Source organism: Rhodococcus sp. NPDC060084 (genome assembly GCF_042730335.1).
Taxonomy (GTDB): Bacteria; Actinomycetota; Actinomycetes; order Mycobacteriales; family Mycobacteriaceae; genus Rhodococcus.
This window is the reverse complement of sequence record NZ_JBHWWX010000041.1, coordinates 1-19150: the sequence shown is the minus strand read 5'-3', so window position 1 is coordinate 19150 and position 19150 is coordinate 1. Positions and strand designations below refer to the sequence as shown.

Genomic DNA, 19150 nt, shown 5'->3' with positions numbered 1-19150 from the left:
CGTGTGCACAATCGACGGGTGAGTTTTTCCGACATCCCGGTCGATCCACATCGACACACCCTGCGGGGCGCCCGGTTCTGGCTGGCACCACTCGTGGTGGTCACTGCGGTGATGGCTGCGTTGGGCTATTTCTACCTGGGCAGCATGCTCGAGCCGTCCGAGAATCTCCGCGAGTTCCCGATGGCGATCGTCAACCAGGATGTCGGCGACGTCATGCCGGGAGCCGATGCGCGCCGCAACCTCGGATCCGAGATCACCGCCGCGGTGCTCGACGGCGTCGATTCCGAGCGCATCGCTCTCCAGGAAATGGGGATAGCCGCAGCGCACCGCGGCCTCGACACCGGCGAACTGTACGGCGCGATCGTGATTCCGAGCGATTTCACGAAGCGAACGTCGATCCTCGCGCAAGCCAGCGTCGTCCCGGGTGACATCGAGAAACCCGTCATCACCCTCTACAGCAACCCCCGCACCGGAACGTTCGCGTCAGCCATCGTCGGGATCATCGGTGACGAGGCGCTGACCGCAGTCAACAAATCGGTGGGTGAAGAACTCACGAAGACCGTCCGTACGACACTTGCGGAGACCGCGCCCGATCTCCAGCTCTCGGGCGGTAGCGCGCTCACACTTGCTGAGCCCATCAACGTCCTGGACGTCGAGCACAAACCCCTGCCTGCCCACACCGGTTCCGGACTGTCCGCGTTCTACTACACGCTGCTTCTGATCCTGGCGGGCTTCACCGGCGCGACCATCGTCAGTTCCATCGTCGATTCCGCGCTGGGGTTCGTGCCCACCGAATACGGACCGTTGTACATCACCAAGGAAACCACCAGGATGTCGCGACTTCAGGTGCTGTTCCTCAAGTGGGGCATCCTGGTCGTCCTCGCACTGGTCGTGTCCGCGCTGTACCTGGGGATCGGCACGGCGCTCGGGATGCCCGTGCCGCGCCCGCTGTTGCTCTGGGAGTACGGCGCCCTCGCCATCTCCGCGGTCGGCATCACCTCGCTCTCGGTGATGTCCGTGTTCGGACCCGCCGGACTGATCGTGAACCTGATGCTGTTCATCGTGCTGGGACTGCCGTCCTCCGGCGGCACGATTCCGATCGAGGCGTCGCCGCCGCTCTTCGAGTGGCTCGCCACCTTCGAACCGATGCATCAGATCTACCTCGCGGTGCGCGCCATCCTCTACTTCGACGGCAACCTTTCCGCGGGCCTCGCCGAAGGCACGAAGATGACCCTCGTGGGTCTGGGTGTCGGCCTGTTGATCGGTGTGGTGGTCACCTGGATCTACGATCGGCGCGGATTCCACCGTCTCGAGGATGCGCCTGCGACCACACGCATCCTGGAGAGCGTCAAGATCGGATAGTCCCGGCACAACGGAACCCCACCGCATGTCGGGGTTGCGGCGGGGCTCCGCACGACCACCGTAGCCGCGCTGCGGAGCCCGGGGCCGCCGGTCTTGGGTGAAACGGGGGGTGAAGACGATCTTGGGCCCGACGGGCCGGAGGCCGGGCGGCGGAGAAGAGCCACACCTCGAGAGGCACACTTGAGCGGTGCGCACGGTTGTCGTTCCTCATCCATCCGGTAGCGGTGCCGTACGCGGCGCCAGTACCGTCACCGTCGACGAGAACGGAACCCCCGACGCAGCGGTGCGACAGCATCGCGACCTCGCCGCCGCGGTGGCCGAGATCGAAGCCACCGATCGTCCCCGATGGGTGTGGACGTCCACTTCGTCGGTGTACGGCGAACTCGTTCGTGCCGGCGTGCGCGTCCAGCGATGCCACGACCTGGCGACGACGGGCGCAATCCTGAGCACGCGCGAGGGCCTACCCCCTCCGCCCGCCGACGACCCGGTCGACGAGCGACCAGGCTTGTTCGACGCAGCACCGGCCGTGGACCTCGACACCGTGATCTCCCGGTTCGCCGACCAGCGCCGCCGCATCACCGGTGATCCCCGTCTGGAGTTACTCGTGGCCGCGGAGTCGGCGGGGACGTTGGCCGCTGCCGAGATGGGGTTCGGCGGACTGCCGTTCTCGGCCGAATCCCATCGACGACACCTCGAACGCACTCTCGGACCACGGCCCACCGGCTACGAGATGCCCGCCGGCATCGTCGCCGTGACCGAGGAGATCGGGTCGGCGTTCGGCCGCCCGGTCAATCCCGCCTCGCATACCGAGGTACTCGACGCCTTCCGGCGCGAAGGCATCGAAGTGCAGTCCACGCGCAAGCACATCCTGCAGGAGATCGACCATCCTGCGGTGCCGCTGCTTCTCCGGCACCGCGACCTGGCGAAACTGTTCAGCACCAACGGGTGGCACTGGCTCGATACTTGGGTGCACGGCAACAGGTTCCGGCCGGTCTATGTCCCCGGCGCCGTCGTCTCGGGCCGCTGGGCAAGCCGCGGCGGCGGTGCACTTCAGATCCCGAAAGCGCTCCGCTCGAGTGTGGTTGCCGACCCCGGGTGGACGTTCGTCGTCGCCGATGCGGGGCAACTCGAGCCGCGGATCCTCGCGGCGATGTCCGGTGATCCCCGGATGGTCGCCGCCGCGGGCGAGGACGACCTGTACGCACCCGTTGCCGCCACTGCGTTCGCCGGCGACCGCGCGAAGGCGAAAGTCGCGGTGCTCGGAGTGCTGTACGGCGCGACCTCCGGTGACTCCCGGTCGCTGCTCGCTGTCCTTCGAAAGAGCTTTCCCGACGCGGTGGAATTCGTCGAGCGTGCAGCGAAGGCCGGTGAACGCGGGGAGGTCGTGCATTCGTGGCTCGGGCGCGCCTGCCCGCCCGCACCGCCGGGTTTTCAGTCCGGGCCCGACGTCCGTGCCCGCGGCCGCTTCACCCGGAACTTCGTCGTGCAGGCCACTGCCGCCGAGTGGGCGCTGTGCCTCCTCGCCGAACTGCGGCGACGGCTGACCACCGATCCCGACCCGACCGCAGGCGAGCTCGTGTTCTTCCAGCACGACGAAGTCGTGGTGCACACCCGCAACCCCGCGCTCGCGTCCGCGCACATCTCCGCGTCGGTCGACGTCGCCACCCGATTGATGTTCGGCAATACGCGGGTCCGCTTTCCGATGAAGACAGCCGTGCGCACGACCTACGCCGACGACCCGGAGTAAGCGTCTCGCAGTGGTGACGGGCCGGTCCCGGGCAGGCGACACGGCAACAGAGAGCACTGCTCTTGACTCTGCCCCGCCAACCGGCGCACACTGGCTCTCAACAGAGAGCACCGCTCTCTGAATGAGAGTGAGGAAACGTCATGGATGCCTCCACCCGCTACATCGGTCCCACCGGACTGGACTCGATCATGAACCGGTTCTTCAACACACTTCCCAAGCTCGGAATCAGCGTCGCGGGCTCTCGCCTGCTCGCAGTGCGCGGCAGGAAAAGCGGCGAATGGCGCACCACCATGGTCAATGTGCTGACCACCTCCGACGGCAGGCGCTACCTCGTCGCCCCGCGCGGCCACACGCAATGGGTGCGCAATCTGCGGGTAGCCGGCACCGGGGAACTTCGCCTCGGGCGTCGCGTCGAAGAATTCAGCGCCTCCGAAGTTGCGGACGCCGACAAGATCCCGGTGCTGCGCGAGTATCTGCAACGGTGGGGCTGGGAAGTCGGGAAATTTTTCGACGGTGTCACCAAAAACTCCAGCGATGACGAGTTGGCGGCTATCGCACCAGGTTTCCCGGTCTTCGCACTCGCCTAGTCGCACGCGGCACGGTCCGGAGGAACCTGAGCCCCGACATCAGCCTGCGGGCACCGGAACAGGCGCGAGCGAATTTCCGACTCCGATCGAGGCACAGTCGTTTCGGACGTTGTCGCCGGCGAAGCGACTGTTCAGGAACTCGGCCGCCTGCGCCTGGAACGGAACGAATGCCTCCTCGTGGTCGAGGCCGTCGTACTGGGAATAGGCCACCGCGACTCCGCGAGTGCAGTACGTATGGGCAAGCCCTTCGACGTCGCCGGTCACCATGATGGTGTCGCCGATCGGGTCGCTGTGGCCGACAGCCAGGAACATCGGAACAATCGGGGTACCGGCGGTGCCCATGATGTTGTCGTTGATCGCGATCGCCACTTCTCGGACGTCGAGCAACGACCGGTAGGGCGCACGAACCATATCCGCGTCGGTGAGCCCCGGATAGTCGGACGCGAACTCCGCAATGCACCGGTTGGCAACCTCGGCGACGACCTGCTTGCCCCGGTCGGAGAGAAACGCGTCCGTGTCGAGGTCGTATGTACGCTGATAGGCCACAACCAAAGCCGGAATCACGCCCGCCCATTTCGCGCTACCGCTGACGTAGGGCAGGTTGTGTGCGAGATCGACCGGCACGCCGCCGGCGGCAGCGCCGATGATATTCAGTTCGGGCGCGTAACTCGGCGCCACCTCGGCGCCCCACTGGGTCGGTACCGATCCGCCGGAGTAGCCGATCAGGCCGACGGGCGTCGAATCGGGAAGCGACAGCAGTTCTTCGGTAGCCCTGATCCCGTCGAGTGCCGCGTACGCCGATTCGCGTCCGACCGTCCACTCCAGTTCCGGCCCTTCGTAATCGGGAGCCACAACGGTGTATCCCGCGGCGATATATCCGGCGATGACGGTCTGTTCCGCAAGCGACACACCACTGTCAGCGCTCCCGGTCAACGTGTAGGAGGGATCGCACTCGGATCCGAGTGCGTCGTACGCCATGTGGAACGAAATGAGCTTGGTGGGCCCCGGTGCGAGCGGTTGAAGCACGGTCGCAACGGTGTCGGTCGGCTCGCCCTGCTGGTCGGTCGTACGGTAGAGCACCTGTGTGCTGGTGACCGGCGTGGTGACACCCGGTGCGGCAAACACCGAGGGCCTGGAGCGAAGAATCGTGCCCGGAGCGAAATCGGCCAGCGGACCGTCATAGGTGTAGAACGGATCCTGCGAAGGCAGAGGCTCCGGGATCGGCTGTGCCACACTGCTGCCCGCGCCGAGAACCATGGCCGTGCCGGCAACTGTCACGCACGCGATGCACCGCCACAACAGACCGGACGTGACGCGTGGCTTCGTCGACATGGCGGTCTACACCCCCGTCTCGGGTACTGCTGACGGACTGCTGGCACATTCCGGACTGGTCGAAGAATACGTGCGTTCGGGCGTTACGGGTGCCGATTCAATGTTGCATGCGCCCACAGATGAGCAACCGCGTAGGCACGCCACGGTTGCCACTGTGCCGCGAGCGCAGTCGCTTCGCGTGCGGTGCCGACCTCGAGGGCGCGCCGGAGCACAAGGTCACCGGCGGGGTACGCATCGCGGTCGCCGGTTCGCAGGGCGAGATAGTCGACGGTCCACGGCCCGATTCCGGGCAGCGCGAGCAGATCACGGGAAAAGGACGCCGACGCGGGATCGAGGCCGTCGGATACCGCTCGGGCCAAGACCAGCAGGGTGTTCGCCCGAGACCGTGTGGTGCCGATCGCCGCACGCAGATCTTCCGGCGCGAGGGCAGCGATCCGTTGCGGTGTCGGAGAGCACCGCAATCCACCTGGCGCGTCGTCGCCGAACGCCGCGACGAGCCGCCCCGCGAAAGTGGCTGCTGCCGCGACACTCACCTGTTGCCCGAGGATCGTCTGCACGGCCGTGGTGAACCAGTCGGTACTGCCGAGCACCCGCAGGCCTGGCCGGGCTCGCACCAATGGAGCAAGGACAGGATCGGCGGCAAGCGCGGCGTCGACGACGGTGGGGTCGGCGTCGAGGTCGAGCCAACGGCGCACCACCGCTTCGACATCTGCGATGTCGGCCCGGCGCGGCGCATCGATCCGCGCCACCACGCTGCCGGTATCGGCGCGGAGTCTCACGGCCGCGCTCGCAATACCGTGCGCGGTGCGCAGCGCAATACAGTGCGTTCCGGTGGCTACATCGTGACGTTCGTGCCCCGGAACCGCATGGCTCCGCATGGTGGCGAGCAGTGGACGCACCGAAAATGGGAGCGCCACCGGGAGCCGGGCGACAGTGATCACGCGGCGGCTTCGAGCCGCAGCAGGATCTGTTTGGCTTCCACACCGCCCGCGTACTGCCCGAGTCCTCCGTCGGTGCGGACGACGCGATGACACGGGAGAACCACCGGCAAGGGGTTTTTCGCGCATGCCGTCCCCACGGCACGCACCGCTCGAGGACTTCCCGCTGATGCGGCAACGTCCGCGTAGCTGGCGGTGCGTCCGTACTCGATGTCGGCAAGCCGCGAGATCACCTCCCGCCGAAAGCCTGTCGCGAGACGAAAGTCGAGAGGGAGATCGAACGCGGTGCGAGTGCCGCCGAAGTATTCGTCGAGCTGACGTACCGCGTCGTCGAACCGGGCGGGTGCGTCGAGGATGCGTGGCCCGATCCGCCGGGCGAGTTCGTCGAGCACGGCGTCCTCGCCCTCCGCGACGAAGGCCACCTTCACGAGCCCCACCGTGGTGGACGCCAACAGCAGCGGACCCACCGGAGTATCGACGACGCGGTAGGCGACATCCAGCAACCCTGCCGCTTCGGCGTCGAGGACGAGTTTGTCGTGCAGCCAGGCCAGATCGGAAGTAGACACCGACGGGATAGGAAAGTTCATGAGCGGCTTCCTGTTTCGGCGTGATAGGAGCGGCGCAACGCTTCCCGGCCGTCGGCGGCGGCTCGCCGGGCCGCGTCGGCGCTGTTGCCGAGAATCGCGCCGATCTCGGCATACGGCAACCCGCCCACGTAGTGATACACCAGCACTGCGCGCTGCGTGAACGGCAGCGCCGCCACCGCCGACCACAGTTGGTCGTCGCCTGATCCCGGCAATCCCGCTGTTGCGGGGCGTTCGGGGACGATCTCCGTCGGCACAGGCGCACGACCACGCAGCCTGTGCACGTCGATCGCCTTGCGGTGGGCGATGGTGACCAGCCACGCTTCGATATTGCTGCCCGGCCGCAGGGCGGGGTACGCACGCAACGCCGCGAGAAACGTCTCGGACCACGCGTCGTCTGCGTCGGTGGGACCCAGCAGAGCCCTGCACACCCTCGATACCGTCGGACCGTGGTCGGCGACCACCCGTTCGAACGGGGGTAGATGTGTGGGCTCCGTCGTGTCAGACCGGGGCATGAGTGGCCTTTGCCCTCCGGAACGCCGCTTCCCGATCGAGCAGCAGGCGCTTGCGGTCGAGACCCCCGGCATATCCGGTGAGCTTGCCGCTGCTCCCGATCACCCGATGACACGGGACCACGATGCACAACGGGTTCCTCGCGTTCGCCGCGGCCACCGCGCGAACCGCGGTGGGCCGTCCCACCGCGGCCGCAACGGCGGTGTAGGTGCAGGTTGTGCCGTATTCGATCTCCGCCAACGCGGCCCACACCGTCCGTTGGAAGTCGGTGCCGGCCGGTGCGAGCGGAAGAGTGAAGCGGGTGCGTTCACCTGCGAAGTACTCGTCCAACTGTGTCCGCGCCTCGTCGAACCCTTCGGTGGTCCGGGACCCGAAGGAAGTGCGATCGGGGGAAGGACGGTGCTCCACCATGTACAGGCCCGACAGGACGCCGTCGGTATTGACCAACGTCAACTCACCGATCGGGGTGTCGATCAGGGTGTGCGTGCGCGATGCGGTCACGGGTTCGATCCTTCCATCCGATGCAAGGTTCACATCGAGTAGACGCACGGGACGACCGAAACGTGAGGTTGCTGTCGCACCGTGGCCGCCGTGGTGAAAGATGGCGAGATGATCGCCTTACCCGCTGTCCCTCTCGTCGGTTCCCTTCTCGGTGCCACGCGCACGGTGGTCGAGCGCACAGTCGCCACCGCCACCTTCGCGGTGTCGGTGCCCGCCCGTGCCGAGGCGCTGCTCGACAATGTCGAATCGCTGATCCGCCGCGTCGACGCCGTGGTCGACGATGCCGCAGTGGCGGTCGCTCGGATCGAGGCGATCATCGCGTCGACGACTTCGGTCGTCGCGGACGCCGACGCGGTCGCCGGACAAGCGCGCACCATCGTCGGCCAGGTCGGCACCGTCGCCACGCAAGCCGAGGCCATCGTCGGAGATGTCGGCACCGTCGCCGGGCAGGCCCGGACGGTCGTCGGAGAGGTCGCTCTCGTCGCCGGGGAAGCCCGCACGATCATCGACTCCGCCGGACGAAGTGCCGACATCGCGAGCGAACTCCTCGAGACCTACGAGCCCCTCGCACGTCAGGCTGCGCCCCTCGCGGCCCAGTTCATCGAGGAACTGTCGCCGGAGGAAGTGCACGCGGCAATCCTCATGCTCGACCGGCTTCCCGAGCTGTCCGAGCGAATGAACATGATCATGCCGATCCTCGGCACGCTCGACACGGTCGCGCCGGAGATCCACGAGTTGCTCTGCGTCGTGAAGGACCTCCGTCAGGCGATCACCGGCGTGCCCGGGTTCAACTTCCTTCGCCGGCGAGGCGAAGAAAAGGAGAACTCGGACGACGAGTGATGCGCAGGCGGGAAGGTCAGGCGCTGTAGAGACTCGCTCCCGCGCGGCTGAGCACCAGCCGGGGCAGGACCGCGCGCGACGACAACTTCAGCAGTGCGTCGACGAGCTCGACGACGTCGCCGACCTCGAGCATGTCCTCCGCCGGGATCCGGTCTTTGATCCACTCGGACATGTCGGTGTCGACATACCCGGGAGCGATTGCGGACGCCGAGACGCCGTTACCCGATTCCTCGGCGTTGAGGGTTTCCACCAGCGACACGAGTGCGGCCTTCGTCGCGCCGTACGCGGCGAGACCGGCTTCGGCGTACACACCGGCGATGGACGCGAGCGCGATCACCTTCGCGCCGCGACCCGGATCGTTCCGCGCACCGGACCGCAGCAGCGGCAGTGCCGCCTGCATCAAAGCGAACGGCGCGTTGAGGTTGACTGCCACCGTCTTGTCGAACCGGCGGGAGGGGAACTCGGCGATGGTGCCGGCGGTGCCGACACCCGCGTTGAGTACCAGGGCCTTCATCGCGCCGAACGCGTCGGCGTGTGCGGCGACCACCCTGCCCGCGGCGTCGGGGTCCGCCAGGTCGGCGGCGACGGTCCGGACGTCCGTCGCACCCGCATCCCGCAACAGAGCGGCGACCTCGTCGAGCCGGGTTGCGTCCCGGGCGGAGATCGTCAGCGCGAATCCGCGCTCCGCGAGGCGGGTGGCGACGCCGAGGCCGATGCCCCGTGTCGCCCCGGTGACGAGGGCGCTCGCGATCACGAACCTGCTCCCGTCACGAAGTCGAGTCCTGCGGCGACGAGCGCGGGCACCGCGTCACCCGCGCGGTCGAACCCGTCGCCGACGGTCGCGCCGGCCCGCCAGCGATGATTGATGCCCTCGGCGATGACGGCGAGCTTGAAGTGGGCGAGGCCCATGTAGAAACTCCAGTGGGCGATGTCGCGTCCCGAGACGGTGGCGTATCGCTCGACGAGGTCGTCCGCCGACGGCAGCCTGTTGCTGGTCCAGGCTGCGGGGAACCCGAGCACCTGGTCGAGCGCGGGATGCCGGTACACGCACATCATGGCGAGGTCGGTCAGCGGGTCGCCGAGAGTGGACAGCTCCCAGTCGACCACGGCTGCAACGCTTCCCACGTCGTCGTGGGAGAGAATCGTATTGTCGATACGGTAGTCACCGTGCACGATCGACGGGGTGGGCGACTCCGGGATCGAGTCCGCGAGTGCGGCGTGCAGCCGCTCGACATCGGGAAGTTCCCGGGTTTTCACCCTGTCCCACTGGCTCTGCCACAGCTTCACCTGGCGGGTGACGTACCCGTCGGGCCGTCCGAACCCGCCCAGCCCCACGGCTTCGTAGTCGACGGCGTGGAGCTCGGCGATCACGCGCACGAGTTCGCTTGTGCAGCGGTCGATGTCGGTATCGGACAGCGAATCGAGGTCGTCCTTGCTGCGTACGACGCGCCCCCCGACGTACTCCACCACCGTGAACGGTGCGCCCATCACGGAGTCGTCCTCGCACAGCGCGACGGTGCGCGCGACCGGCACCGCACTGCCCTGCAGCGCGGACGTGATGCGGTATTCACGGGCGACGTCGTGTGCCGACGGTGTCAGTCCCGCCGTGGGTGGTCGCCGCAGGACCCAATGGGATGTGTCGTCGAGGATGCCGTAGGTGAGATTGGATTTCCCGCCGGAGATGAGTTCTGCCCGCAGTTCGCCGTCGACCGCAACCCCGGATCGACGCAAGAATCGGTCGAGGGCGACGAGGTCGAGCCCCTTGTGCACCGCGGTCACTTCGCTGCTCCTTCGGCTGCGGCGGCCTTGCGCGCCGCACCGACGGCACGCTTTGCGATGGCCCAGCGGTGCACCTCGGACGGTCCGTCGTAGATGCGGAACGGGCGGACCTCGCGCGAGAGCCTGGCGAGGGGGAGATCTTCGGAAACCCCGAGACCACCGCACATCTGGACCGAACGATCGACAATGCGGAAGATGGCCTCGGCGGCAAAGGTCTTGGCGATGGACGTGGCGTTCGCGGCGTGCGATCCCCGGTCGAGTTCCCAGCATGCCTGCACCAGCAGAGCCCGGGTCGCTGCGATGTCGATCTCGTTGTCGGCGACCATCTTCTGGATCATGCCGAGATCACCGAGCTTGGAGCCGAATCCTTCACGTCCTGCCACGTACCGGAGCGCGGTGTCGTGACCGCGTCGGGCGGCACCGAGCCAGCGCATGACGTGTGTCATGCGAGCCGGGCCGAGCCGGACCTGCGCGTAGGCGAATCCCTGATCCACTTCACCGAGCACTGCGCTGTCCGGGACGTACAGATCCTCGAAGTCGACCTCGCAGTGTCCGCCGATCATCGACTTGTCGAGCGTCTCGATGTGACGACCGACCTTCAGCCCGTCGGAGTCCGCGGGAGCGAGGAACATCGTCGCTCCGCCGCGCTGCCCCGGCTCCCCGGAGGTGCGGGCCATGATGATGAAGAATCCGGCGCCGTCCGCCCCTGTGATGAAGTGCTTGCGGCCGTTGATCTTCCAGCCTCCCGTCGCCTTCTCGGCGCGGGTCGTGAGTGCGTTGGGGTCGGCGCCGGCGCCGGGTGCCGGTTCGGTCATCGCGAAGGCCGAGCGCATGTCGCCCGCAGCGAGAGGAGCCAGGTATCGGCTCTTCTGTTCGTCGCTCGCAATATGCGCGAGCATGTGCACGTTGCCTTCGTCGGGAGCGGCGATGTTCAGGGCCACGGGGCCGAACAGGGAGTAGCCGGCCGCCTCGAACACGGGAGCTCGGTCCACCATCCCGAGGCCCTGGCCGCCGTACTCGACCGGCGCATGGGGGGCGAAGACACCCGCTGTCTTGGCGGCGCTCTGCAGTGCCACCCGTACGGAATCGCCACCCGCTGCGGCGATGTCGCCCCGATGGGCGTCCTCGACGGGAAGCACTTCGTCGCGAACGAACGCTTCGGTTCGAGCCACGAGATCCTGCACGTGCTCGGGGTAGGCCAGGTCGACCGCCATGCTGATACTCCTTCCAGACCAACCGACCGATCGATCGCTCGGTGACCGCTACGGTGGCATATCCCGGAGAGTGGGTCAACCCCGGCTCTACCGCGCCCCGACGGTGCTCCGTGCAATGACCAGGTACCGATGGACGATGTCATCGGGACTCGACGGGCCGTCCGGGCGATACCAGCTCGCGACACCGACACACATCGTCGTCACCGCGCGGCTGGCGTCCTTGGGATACGGAGTCGTGAACTCCCCGGTCGCCACCCCGCCTTCGACGATCCCGTCGAGCATGCGCTGCTGTTCGTCGCGCAAGGCGACGAAGGCCGCACGGCTCGCGGGTTCCATACTGCGCATCTCGGTGGATGCCACGAACGCCTGATCCCGCCGGACCATATGGAAACGCAGGAGCGATTCGACCACGGCGTCGAACTGCTCCGACGGTGTCGGGCCGGCCTCGGCGAGCGCCCGGCGGCTGCGGTCGAGCAGGTCGTGCATCACGGTGGTGGTGAGCGAGACGAGCAGGGCCTGCTTCGACGGGTAATGGTGGTACAGCCCAGGCACCGACAATCCAGCCCTCGACGCGATCTCCCGGATCGAGGTGCCGTCGTACCCGCGTTCGGCGAACGCTTCGAGGGCCGCCGCAAGAGGTTTCGGCAAGGTCGGGGGTCCGTAACGCCGCCACGACCCGACGTCGCCGGAGACCGGATCCTCATGCATGTCCATGGACAACACCGTAGGGGACGGTCCCCGGCCACCTCACCCGAGCGGAGCGGGGTCAGTAGTCGTCGTCTCCGTAGACGACGAGGCCGCGCAGGTTCTTGCCCGCGTGCATATCTTCGTACCCCTGGTTGATGTCCTCGAGTTTGTAGGTGTTGGTGACGAGGCCGTCGAGATCGAGTTGTTTGTTGCGGTAGAGGTCGAGCAGTTTCGGGATCTGCGAACGCGGACCTGTGCCGCCGAAAATGGCGCCCTGCAGTCTCTTTTGGAGAAGCGTCAGTTCGAACAGACTCAGAGTGACCTGCGTGTCGGTTGCGTTGCCCATTCCGACGACGACGACCTGCCCACCCTTCGCCGTGACCGAGAGCGCGGGCGCGATGATGTCCCCGTGGATCTCCCCCACAGTGATGATCGTGACATCGGCCATTGCGCCCCAGGTGATCTCACCGATCACCGGCGCCGCCTCCTCGAGTGACGAGAACGTGTGACTTGCGCCGAATTCTTTCGCCTTCTGCCTCTTGTACTCGACGGGATCGATTGCGACGACGAACCGGGCGCCCGCGTGAGCCGCGCCCTGAACCGAGTTGATGCCGACGCCGCCGATACCGACGACCACGACGGTGTCGCCGAGCTTGGTTCCGCCGATTTCCGTGGCCGAACCCCATCCCGTAGCGACCCCGCAGCCGAGGAGTGCGGCCTTCTCGAGCGGAATGTCTTTCTCGATCTTGATCACCGAGGCTTCGTTGACCGTGACGTACGGGGCGAAAGTGCCGAGCAGGCACATCTGCAGGACCGGGTCGCCGTTCAAGCTCGCGCGATAAGTCTTGTCCGAGATCGCCTGCCCGGTGAGCAGGCCCGCTCCCTCGTCGCAGATGTTCTGCAAGCCCTTGGCGCACGATCGGCAGCGGCCGCACGCGGGGATGAATGCGAGGACGACGTGGTCACCCTCCTCGAGGGTCGTCACTCCCGGACCGACTTTGGTGACCACGCCGGCACCCTCGTGTCCGCCCAGAACCGGGAAGAACGGAAGCGGAGTTGCGCCCGTGCGGAGATGCTCGTCCGAGTGGCACAGGCCCGAGGCAGCCAAACGGACCTGCACCTCACCCGCCACCGGGTCGCCGAGGTCGATCTCCTCGATCTCCCACGGGCGGTCGATTCCCTTGATCACTGCCGCTTTCGTCTTCACCGGGCCTCCTGAGCAGGATAATTGTGATGTGCGTCACGCCGAATTCAAGCACTGCGCGGACGATCGGGCAATGGGTTCGGGAATCCCCCTGTCCCGGCGCTGCGGTTCCCCGTACCCTCCGTCGCACTTACCTCGAAGGACCGGTGACATGATCCATCTCCGCCATAGCGCGACAGCCGAGATTCCGGCCGACGTCGCCTTCGCCTACGTCGACGACCACCGGACCGTTCCCGAGTGGATGTTCGGAATGACCCGATTCCAGCCCGTGGGCACGCAGGTCAGCGGCCTGGGAACCGTCTACGACGCAACAATGCGCGTGGGACCCAAGACTCTCGACTCGCGGGTCGAGGTCGTCGAATGGGAATTCGGCCGCTCCCTCGCCCTCGAGTCCGTGGCGGGCATGCGGTCGGCCTCGACGTGGCGCTTCATCGAGATCGGCGACGAAAGGACCCGGCTCGACGTCGATTTCGCATACCAATTGCCGGGCGGTCTGGCAGGAATGGCATTGGGCAAGCTGATCGAGCCGATCGTGGGCACCGCCGTCCGGCACACCGAGCAGGCCCTGCGCAGTCAGCTTCGCGACCTGGCCTGACCAGGACCCCTATTCGCGGCACCCTTCAGCTCCGCCCGGAACCCGGCATGCACGAGGCAGATCCGTTTTAGAGCACTTGCTCTGTTAAGGTCGGCGCTGTTCCGCCACCTCGTTGCGGACCTGCCTACGAAAGGGGTCACACATGCCATCGATCACTCAGGACGGCCCGATCTGGACGCTGAACCTCGGTGACGACGAGAACCGCTTCGGCCCGGAGTGGCTCACCGCCGTCGAGAAGTGCCTCGACGAACTCGAGGCCGGCACCGACGCGGCCGCACTGGTCACGATCGGTTCCGGAAAGTTCTACTCCAACGGCCTGGATCTCGACTGGCTCGGGCAGCACCTGGACGAGTACACGTCCTACGTGGACCGCGTCCATGCTCTGTTCGCGCGCGTCCTGACCCTGCCCGTGCCGACGGTCGCGGCCCTGAACGGACACGCCTTCGGAGCAGGGGCGATGCTGGCGATGGCACACGATTACCGAATCATGCGAGACGACCGCGGCTACCTGTGCTTCCCGGAAGTCGACATCCACATCCCGTTCACGCCCGGCATGTCCTCCCTGATCACCAGCAAACTCACCCCCCGCACGGCAGTCACCGCGATGACCACCGGACATCGCTACCCCGGACCGCAGGCCCTCCAGGACGGTCTCGTGGACGCCGTCGCCGGCCTCGACGATCTGCAGACCGGTGCGGCCGACATCGTCCGGTCTCTCGCAGGCAAGGACCGCAAGACGCTGGGTGCGATCAAGCAGACGATGTTCACCTCGGCCGTCGCAGCCCTCCAGCAGCCGATGGGCTGACCGTCACCACACCTGCACACCCCGCCGACCGATAGGGACACCGTGGGACGACCTCGCCGGCACGACCTCGACGATCTGCTCGATCACGCGCGCCACCTATGGGTACGGCGAGGCACACCCGGCGTGACGATCCGGGCACTCAGCGACGTCTCGGGAGCATCGAACGGTGCGATCTACAACGCGTTCGGCTCCCGGGACGGTCTGCTGGCGTCCGTGTGGGCACGCGAGGCCACCCGATTCCTCGAGTTCCAGCGCGACATCGCCGACAGCACCCTGACGGCCTCCGGCCCCACGGAAGCGATCGTCGCGGCAGCGCTCGCGCCGGCCACCTATGCGGAGCGCGACGAGTTCGGCGCGCAACTGCTGCTCGCGGTCACCCTCGACGATCTGCGCACCCCGGACCTCGCAGAGTCTCAGCGCGACCAGCTGGCCGGACTGCGACGCACCCTGACCACCCTGCTCACCGTGCTCGCCGTCGAACAGTGGGGCAGGGAGGATGCGACCGCACTCACCCTCGTGAAGTACTGCGTCGTCGACCTGCCCGGGGCGCTCCTGCTCGGGTCCGGCAACGTGTCCGATCCACTCGCACGTCACGCACTCTCGCTCGCGGTGCGCGGAATCGTCTCGGAGTCGCCGCCGGCACCGGACCGATGACCGTGCGCGTCGTCAGAAGTTGCCCCGCGCCGCCTGCTCCCGCTCGATAGCTTCGAACAAGGCCTTGAAATTGCCCTTGCCGAATCCGGCGGAACCGTGTCGCTCGATGAGTTCGAAGAACACCGTGGGCCGATCCCCTACCGGCTTGGTGAAGATCTGCAGCAGGTATCCGTCCTCGTCACGATCGACGAGGATGCCGCGCTTCTTCAATTCCTCGACCGGAACCCGGACGGCCCCGATGCGTGCACGCAATTCCGGGTCCTCGTAATACGCATCGGGTGTGGGCAGGAATTCGATGCCCTGATCTCGCATGCGGTCCACCGCGGCAAGGATGTCGCGGGTCGCCAGCGCGAGGTGCTGCGCTCCGGGACCGCGGTAGAAGTCGAGATACTCGTCGATCTGCGAACGCTTCTTCGCGACCGCCGGTTCGTTGAGCGGGAACTTCACACGATGGTTGCCGTTGCACACCACCTTGCTCATCAGTGCCGAGTAATCGGTGGCGATGTCGTCCCCGATGAACTCCGCCATGTTCGTGAAACCCATGACCCGCCGGTAGAAATCGACCCACTCGTCCATCCGGCCGAGTTCGACGTTGCCGACCACGTGGTCGAGTGCCTCGAACATCCGCGCCCCCGCGTCGCCGTGTCGGCGGTAGGAGGAAACACGTTCGACATATCCGGGCAGATAGACGCCCGAGTATCGCGACCGGTCGACCAGCGTGTGCCGGGTGTCGCCGTACGTGGCGAGCGCGGCAAGGCGTACCGTGCCGTACTCGTCGGAGACGTCGTGCGGTTCGTCGAGGATCCTGGCACCCTGTGCGCGAGCATGTTCCACGCACGCGTCGACATCGGGAACCTGCAACGCGATGTCGGCGACACCGTCTCCGTGCACCCGATGGTGATCGGCAAGTGGACTGTCCGGGTCGACAGCTCCCTTGATCACGAAACGCACCGCGCCGCTGCACAATACGTAGGCGTGATGGTCACTGTTTCCCGTCGTGGGCCCGGAGTACGCGACGAGATCCATACCGAAGGCGGATTGGTAGAAGTGCACCGCCTGAGTGGCGTTGCCGACCACCCACGACACCGCGTCCCAGCCGCTGACCGGAAACGGATCGTGTGCCGCGTCGTACTCGACGGCTCCGACGAGCCTGCGTAATTCGTCCGGGTCCAGGCGAGCGAGTCGCTCGGTATCGGTGAGGTCCCGTTCGAGAGTCATAGCGATCTCCTGCCGCGAGTGCGAGGTGGTTCGTCGTCGGATGTCACCAGGAGAAACCCGTCGGGAGCCGGTGGCAATCTGTTCTCGCGGAACTGGTCGACCGGACCGGAATACACCGGCATCCGACCGTTCAGCTATACAATCGGCCTACATTCCGAGACCCGGCGGGAAGGAACGATCGTGCGTGACGTCCTGCAACTCGACAAACTGGATTTCGCGCTCCTCGAAGTCCTCCACTCGGATCCCAAGATCGGAGTACTCGAACTGTCCCGGCGACTCCGCGTCGCTCGTGCCACCGGCGCTGCCCGGTTGCGACGACTCGAAGACGGCGGCCTCATCGCCGGATACGGGCCACAGGTCGATCTCGCCGCCGCAGGATTCGATGTCCAGGCGTTCGTCACGATGGAGATCGCCCAGGGGGCACTCGCCACCATTCGCGAAGTACTGGAATCCATTCCCGGCGTGCTGGAAGCATTTTCGACCACGGGAACCGGTGACATCCTGTGCCGCATCGCCGCCGACTCCCACCTCGGACTACAACACACCCTCATCGAGTTGAACCGGTCGTCGATCATCACCCGCTCGACGAGCGTGATGGTGCTGTCGAACGTCGTGCCCTTCCGGGTGATGCCGCTGTTGCGCACACTCCAACCCAGCGGGTCGGCGAAGGCACCCGCGTATCGCCCACCGCAGACGACAGCGGTGCCGGAACGGTGATGCGGCACGGTGGAAGATGTTGTGTGGCGGAACACTCGGTACGGGACGGCGGAGGTCGAGTGAAAAGTTTGGTGACAAAGTGCCCGGATAGCGGGCACTATCCCACCAAAGCTAGATCGCCGTGGACCCATGTGCGTCGTCCGGCGGCGACGTGTGCTCGGCGAGCCTTGCGAGATTGAGCAGTTGCCTTCTCGCCATGACGAGGTCGCCGACACAGATCGCCGGAGCCAGCACGCCGGCCCCGCTCATCACGAGCTTCAACAGCAACCTCGTGTGCGGGCACGCGGGGACGAGCACATACGACATGACAGCGCCCATGATCCGTCCCGTGTAGTGCACCTGCGTTTCGACCGCGAGCAACCGTCCTTGCGGGTGGTTCGCCGTGCGCGTGAAGGGCCGGCCGGGCTCCGGTGGAGGGATATCGAGCAGCCTCTGCGGAGAACGACGGCCACCGTTGTCTATCCAGTCGTACGAATACGGCGCCATCTGGATCTGGGTGACCCAAGGCCAGACGACAGCCGGAGCGGCGCGCACGGTGACGCCCCGCCACGCCTGAAGAGTCGGATCGGGGACGAAGTCGTCACACGGATAGCGGCGGGCGACCTCGGCGTCGGTCACACCCCAGCGGTCGCCGAACATGGACCCTCCCCACGCGACCCTGCGCGGTCGCACAGGGACTACTCTTCCCGATCCGCCTCGGGACTGTGCGAGATCGGGCCTGCTACCACGCAGCCACGACACGTCCCGCGATATGACGCATCCCGGCCGTGGTCGGATGCATCGGTGCTGCAAAAGACAGCGACTGCTGTCCCTCGAACCAGCGCTGGTCGGGAGCGGCGCACGCGTCGTGCCCCTCCGAACCCCCGGCGACATCCACGAATTCGGCACCGGTGTTCGCGGCTGCACCGGCGAGTACCTGGTTCATCCGGCCGAAGAACCCCTTGACGAAGGAGGCGTCGGCGTCGCTGGTGGGGATGTTCGGCCAGCACCCGCGGTCGCCGAAGATGCCGCCGTGCCCGACGAGCAGGACCCTCGCACCGGGCGCCTTCTGCCGGATCTTGCCGAGCGTCGCCGTCACTTTCGGACCCAGCGCGTCGAGTGCGGCGGCCATTCGAGTCGCCACGTTCGGATTGGACCGGCAGTGCGCATCTCCGCCCGGAAGATCGGTGTAACAGGCGGAGACCAGGGTGCGCCATCCGACGTCGTTGCCGCCGATGCTGAGGGTCACCAGGGTGGTGTCTGCTGCGAGCAGGTCTATCTGGCGCGGTACCTGTCCGGTCTTCGTGTCCTGCGGGATCCTGGTGACGTTGTCGGTGCGGGCGGCTGCGCACGACACGTTGATGAACGACGCGGGACGCAGTGCGTGCGCCACCAGCGCCGGGTATCCCACATCGGAACGGGCACATCCACCGATCATTGCGGCTGCGTCGAGGTACGGTCCTGCGGCCCGCGAATCACCGAGCGCGACGTACCGAACACCTTGATCCACCACCGTGTCGCTCATCGCCGACCCGGGCCACACCATGCTCACAGTCGCGACGGCGGCCACCAGAGTTGCCCGCACACCGGCGCGCCTTCTCATTTGACCCTGCACTGCGGGACAACGACATTCATGCTTCCTCCGATGGAGCTCTACAGCTGTGGCAGGCGTCGGCGCGTACCGCGGAAATCTCCGCAGTACGCGCCGCGCGTGCCTTCACCGTGTGAAATCGGAACCGCCGGCATTGCCGTTACGACTGTACGGAAAGCGCGCCCGGTTCAGCCGTGTTTCAGAAGAGTCGGGGGTCGTTGCTCGTAGTCGGACGGGGTCTCGTCACCCGCTCGGCAGGCCACATAGAACGGCGGCGCCGCGATCCCCGAGAGCTTCAGGGAT

The 19150-nt window shown here is 66.6% G+C and carries 21 protein-coding genes; 8 read left to right on the top strand and 13 right to left on the bottom strand.

Annotated features, from left to right (window positions below):
* Positions 1 to 18: 18 nt before the first annotated feature.
* From ACFWBU_RS17895 to ACFWBU_RS17885, 3 genes are all read left to right on the top strand, one after another.
* Positions 19 to 1362, top strand: a complete 1344-nt coding sequence (locus tag ACFWBU_RS17895; RefSeq protein WP_378528883.1) for a YhgE/Pip domain-containing protein — start codon at positions 19 to 21, stop codon at positions 1360 to 1362.
* A 187-nt stretch (positions 1363 to 1549) separates the two neighbouring features.
* Positions 1550 to 3109, top strand: coding sequence for a bifunctional 3'-5' exonuclease/DNA polymerase (locus ACFWBU_RS17890; RefSeq protein WP_169653291.1), 1560 nt, complete (start codon positions 1550 to 1552; stop codon positions 3107 to 3109).
* 140 nt (positions 3110 to 3249) lie between these two features.
* Positions 3250 to 3696, top strand: coding sequence for a nitroreductase/quinone reductase family protein (locus ACFWBU_RS17885; RefSeq protein WP_169622848.1), 447 nt, complete (start codon positions 3250 to 3252; stop codon positions 3694 to 3696).
* 39 nt (positions 3697 to 3735) lie between these two features.
* On the opposite strand, the gene ACFWBU_RS17880 is transcribed toward ACFWBU_RS17885, so the two are convergent.
* The 5 genes from ACFWBU_RS17880 to ACFWBU_RS17860 all read right to left on the bottom strand — a co-directional run bounded on the left by ACFWBU_RS17880 (position 3736) and on the right by ACFWBU_RS17860 (position 7564).
* A complete protein-coding gene (locus ACFWBU_RS17880) occupies positions 3736 to 4953 on the bottom strand; it encodes a lipase family protein (protein ID WP_240952806.1) in 1218 nt (405 codons plus the stop codon).
* A 158-nt stretch (positions 4954 to 5111) separates the two neighbouring features.
* Entirely contained in the window at positions 5112 to 5969 is an 858-nt protein-coding gene (locus ACFWBU_RS17875) for a DNA-3-methyladenine glycosylase family protein (RefSeq protein WP_378528881.1), read from the bottom strand.
* The gene (locus ACFWBU_RS17870) at positions 5966 to 6553 is read right to left on the bottom strand and encodes a methylated-DNA--[protein]-cysteine S-methyltransferase (protein WP_378528880.1); all 588 of its coding nucleotides are present in this window, start codon (positions 6551 to 6553) and stop codon (positions 5966 to 5968) included. Before ACFWBU_RS17870 ends, ACFWBU_RS17875 begins: the two co-directional genes overlap by 4 nt.
* Positions 6550 to 7065 carry an RNA polymerase sigma factor gene (locus tag ACFWBU_RS17865; RefSeq protein ID WP_378528879.1) on the bottom strand — a complete coding sequence of 172 codons (516 nt, stop codon included), beginning with the start codon at positions 7063 to 7065 and terminating at the stop codon, positions 6550 to 6552. Before ACFWBU_RS17865 ends, ACFWBU_RS17870 begins: the two co-directional genes overlap by 4 nt.
* Entirely contained in the window at positions 7052 to 7564 is a 513-nt protein-coding gene (locus ACFWBU_RS17860) for a methylated-DNA--[protein]-cysteine S-methyltransferase (RefSeq protein WP_169622843.1), read from the bottom strand. The genes ACFWBU_RS17865 and ACFWBU_RS17860 overlap by 14 nt, the downstream gene beginning before the upstream one ends.
* 90 nt (positions 7565 to 7654) lie before the next feature.
* On the opposite strand from ACFWBU_RS17860, the gene ACFWBU_RS17855 reads away from it, so the two are divergent.
* On the top strand, positions 7655 to 8404 hold the full coding sequence (locus ACFWBU_RS17855) for a ribulose 1,5-bisphosphate carboxylase large subunit (protein WP_346765245.1): 750 nt from the start codon (positions 7655 to 7657) through the stop codon (positions 8402 to 8404).
* A 16-nt stretch (positions 8405 to 8420) separates the two neighbouring features.
* Here the strand turns inward: ACFWBU_RS17855 and ACFWBU_RS17850 are convergent, their stop codons facing one another.
* From ACFWBU_RS17850 to ACFWBU_RS17830, 5 genes are all read right to left on the bottom strand, one after another.
* Positions 8421 to 9158 (bottom strand): SDR family NAD(P)-dependent oxidoreductase, encoded by a 738-nt coding sequence (locus tag ACFWBU_RS17850; RefSeq protein WP_296549179.1) that lies wholly within the window; start codon positions 9156 to 9158, stop codon positions 8421 to 8423.
* The gene (locus ACFWBU_RS17845) at positions 9155 to 10183 is read right to left on the bottom strand and encodes a phosphotransferase family protein (RefSeq protein WP_169622841.1); all 1029 of its coding nucleotides are present in this window, start codon (positions 10181 to 10183) and stop codon (positions 9155 to 9157) included. Before ACFWBU_RS17845 ends, ACFWBU_RS17850 begins: the two co-directional genes overlap by 4 nt.
* Complete coding sequence (locus ACFWBU_RS17840) at positions 10180 to 11397, bottom strand: acyl-CoA dehydrogenase family protein (protein ID WP_378528878.1); 1218 nt, start codon at positions 11395 to 11397, stop codon at positions 10180 to 10182. Before ACFWBU_RS17840 ends, ACFWBU_RS17845 begins: the two co-directional genes overlap by 4 nt.
* Positions 11398 to 11484: 87 nt before the next feature.
* Positions 11485 to 12111 (bottom strand): TetR/AcrR family transcriptional regulator, encoded by a 627-nt coding sequence (locus ACFWBU_RS17835; RefSeq protein WP_169622839.1) that lies wholly within the window; start codon positions 12109 to 12111, stop codon positions 11485 to 11487.
* A gap of 52 nt (positions 12112 to 12163) precedes the next feature.
* Positions 12164 to 13291 carry an NDMA-dependent alcohol dehydrogenase gene (locus ACFWBU_RS17830; protein WP_169622838.1) on the bottom strand — a complete coding sequence of 376 codons (1128 nt, stop codon included), beginning with the start codon at positions 13289 to 13291 and terminating at the stop codon, positions 12164 to 12166.
* 148 nt (positions 13292 to 13439) lie between these two features.
* Between ACFWBU_RS17830 and ACFWBU_RS17825 the strand changes: the two genes are divergently transcribed.
* The 3 genes from ACFWBU_RS17825 (at position 13440) to ACFWBU_RS17815 (ending at position 15342) form a co-directional block, all read left to right on the top strand.
* Positions 13440 to 13883: an SRPBCC family protein gene (locus ACFWBU_RS17825; RefSeq protein WP_169622837.1), complete on the top strand. Its 444-nt coding sequence runs from the start codon at positions 13440 to 13442 to the stop codon at positions 13881 to 13883.
* A 142-nt stretch (positions 13884 to 14025) separates the two neighbouring features.
* Positions 14026 to 14688: an enoyl-CoA hydratase/isomerase family protein gene (locus ACFWBU_RS17820; RefSeq protein WP_296549175.1), complete on the top strand. Its 663-nt coding sequence runs from the start codon at positions 14026 to 14028 to the stop codon at positions 14686 to 14688.
* A gap of 42 nt (positions 14689 to 14730) precedes the next feature.
* Positions 14731 to 15342: a TetR/AcrR family transcriptional regulator gene (locus ACFWBU_RS17815; protein WP_296549173.1), complete on the top strand. Its 612-nt coding sequence runs from the start codon at positions 14731 to 14733 to the stop codon at positions 15340 to 15342.
* 12 nt (positions 15343 to 15354) lie between these two features.
* Here ACFWBU_RS17815 and hppD read toward each other — a convergent pair whose 3' ends face one another.
* The gene (gene hppD / locus ACFWBU_RS17810; protein ID WP_169653281.1) at positions 15355 to 16560 is read right to left on the bottom strand and encodes a 4-hydroxyphenylpyruvate dioxygenase; all 1206 of its coding nucleotides are present in this window, start codon (positions 16558 to 16560) and stop codon (positions 15355 to 15357) included.
* A 180-nt stretch (positions 16561 to 16740) separates the two neighbouring features.
* On the opposite strand from hppD, the gene ACFWBU_RS17805 reads away from it, so the two are divergent.
* Positions 16741 to 17277, top strand: coding sequence for an Lrp/AsnC family transcriptional regulator (locus tag ACFWBU_RS17805; RefSeq protein ID WP_169622833.1), 537 nt, complete (start codon positions 16741 to 16743; stop codon positions 17275 to 17277).
* Positions 17278 to 17388: 111 nt separating this feature from the next.
* On the opposite strand, the gene ACFWBU_RS17800 is transcribed toward ACFWBU_RS17805, so the two are convergent.
* Positions 17389 to 17916 carry a polyketide cyclase gene (locus ACFWBU_RS17800; protein ID WP_378528875.1) on the bottom strand — a complete coding sequence of 176 codons (528 nt, stop codon included), beginning with the start codon at positions 17914 to 17916 and terminating at the stop codon, positions 17389 to 17391.
* A gap of 82 nt (positions 17917 to 17998) precedes the next feature.
* Positions 17999 to 18859, bottom strand: a complete 861-nt coding sequence (locus ACFWBU_RS17795; protein ID WP_169622831.1) for an SGNH/GDSL hydrolase family protein — start codon at positions 18857 to 18859, stop codon at positions 17999 to 18001.
* Positions 18860 to 19150: the final 291 nt, after the last annotated feature.

Excerpts from the sequence above, each read along its gene's own strand:
- ACFWBU_RS17885 (WP_169622848.1), top strand. The coding sequence starts at position 3,250 with ATGGATGCCTCCACCCGCTACATCGGTCCCACCGGACTGGACTCGATC.
- ACFWBU_RS17880 (WP_240952806.1), bottom strand. The coding sequence starts at position 4,953 with ATGGTTCTCGGCGCGGGCAGCAGTGTGGCACAGCCGATCCCGGAGCCT.
- ACFWBU_RS17870 (WP_378528880.1), bottom strand. The coding sequence starts at position 6,553 with ATGAACTTTCCTATCCCGTCGGTGTCTACTTCCGATCTGGCCTGGCTG.
- ACFWBU_RS17865 (WP_378528879.1), bottom strand. The coding sequence starts at position 7,065 with ATGCCCCGGTCTGACACGACGGAGCCCACACATCTACCCCCGTTCGAA.
- ACFWBU_RS17840 (WP_378528878.1), bottom strand. The coding sequence starts at position 11,397 with ATGGCGGTCGACCTGGCCTACCCCGAGCACGTGCAGGATCTCGTGGCT.
- ACFWBU_RS17835 (WP_169622839.1), bottom strand. The coding sequence starts at position 12,111 with ATGGACATGCATGAGGATCCGGTCTCCGGCGACGTCGGGTCGTGGCGG.
- ACFWBU_RS17825 (WP_169622837.1), top strand. The coding sequence starts at position 13,440 with ATGATCCATCTCCGCCATAGCGCGACAGCCGAGATTCCGGCCGACGTC.
- ACFWBU_RS17820 (WP_296549175.1), top strand. The coding sequence starts at position 14,026 with ATGCCATCGATCACTCAGGACGGCCCGATCTGGACGCTGAACCTCGGT.
- hppD (WP_169653281.1), bottom strand. The coding sequence starts at position 16,560 with ATGACTCTCGAACGGGACCTCACCGATACCGAGCGACTCGCTCGCCTG.
- ACFWBU_RS17800 (WP_378528875.1), bottom strand. The coding sequence starts at position 17,916 with ATGTTCGGCGACCGCTGGGGTGTGACCGACGCCGAGGTCGCCCGCCGC.
- ACFWBU_RS17795 (WP_169622831.1), bottom strand. The coding sequence starts at position 18,859 with ATGAGAAGGCGCGCCGGTGTGCGGGCAACTCTGGTGGCCGCCGTCGCG.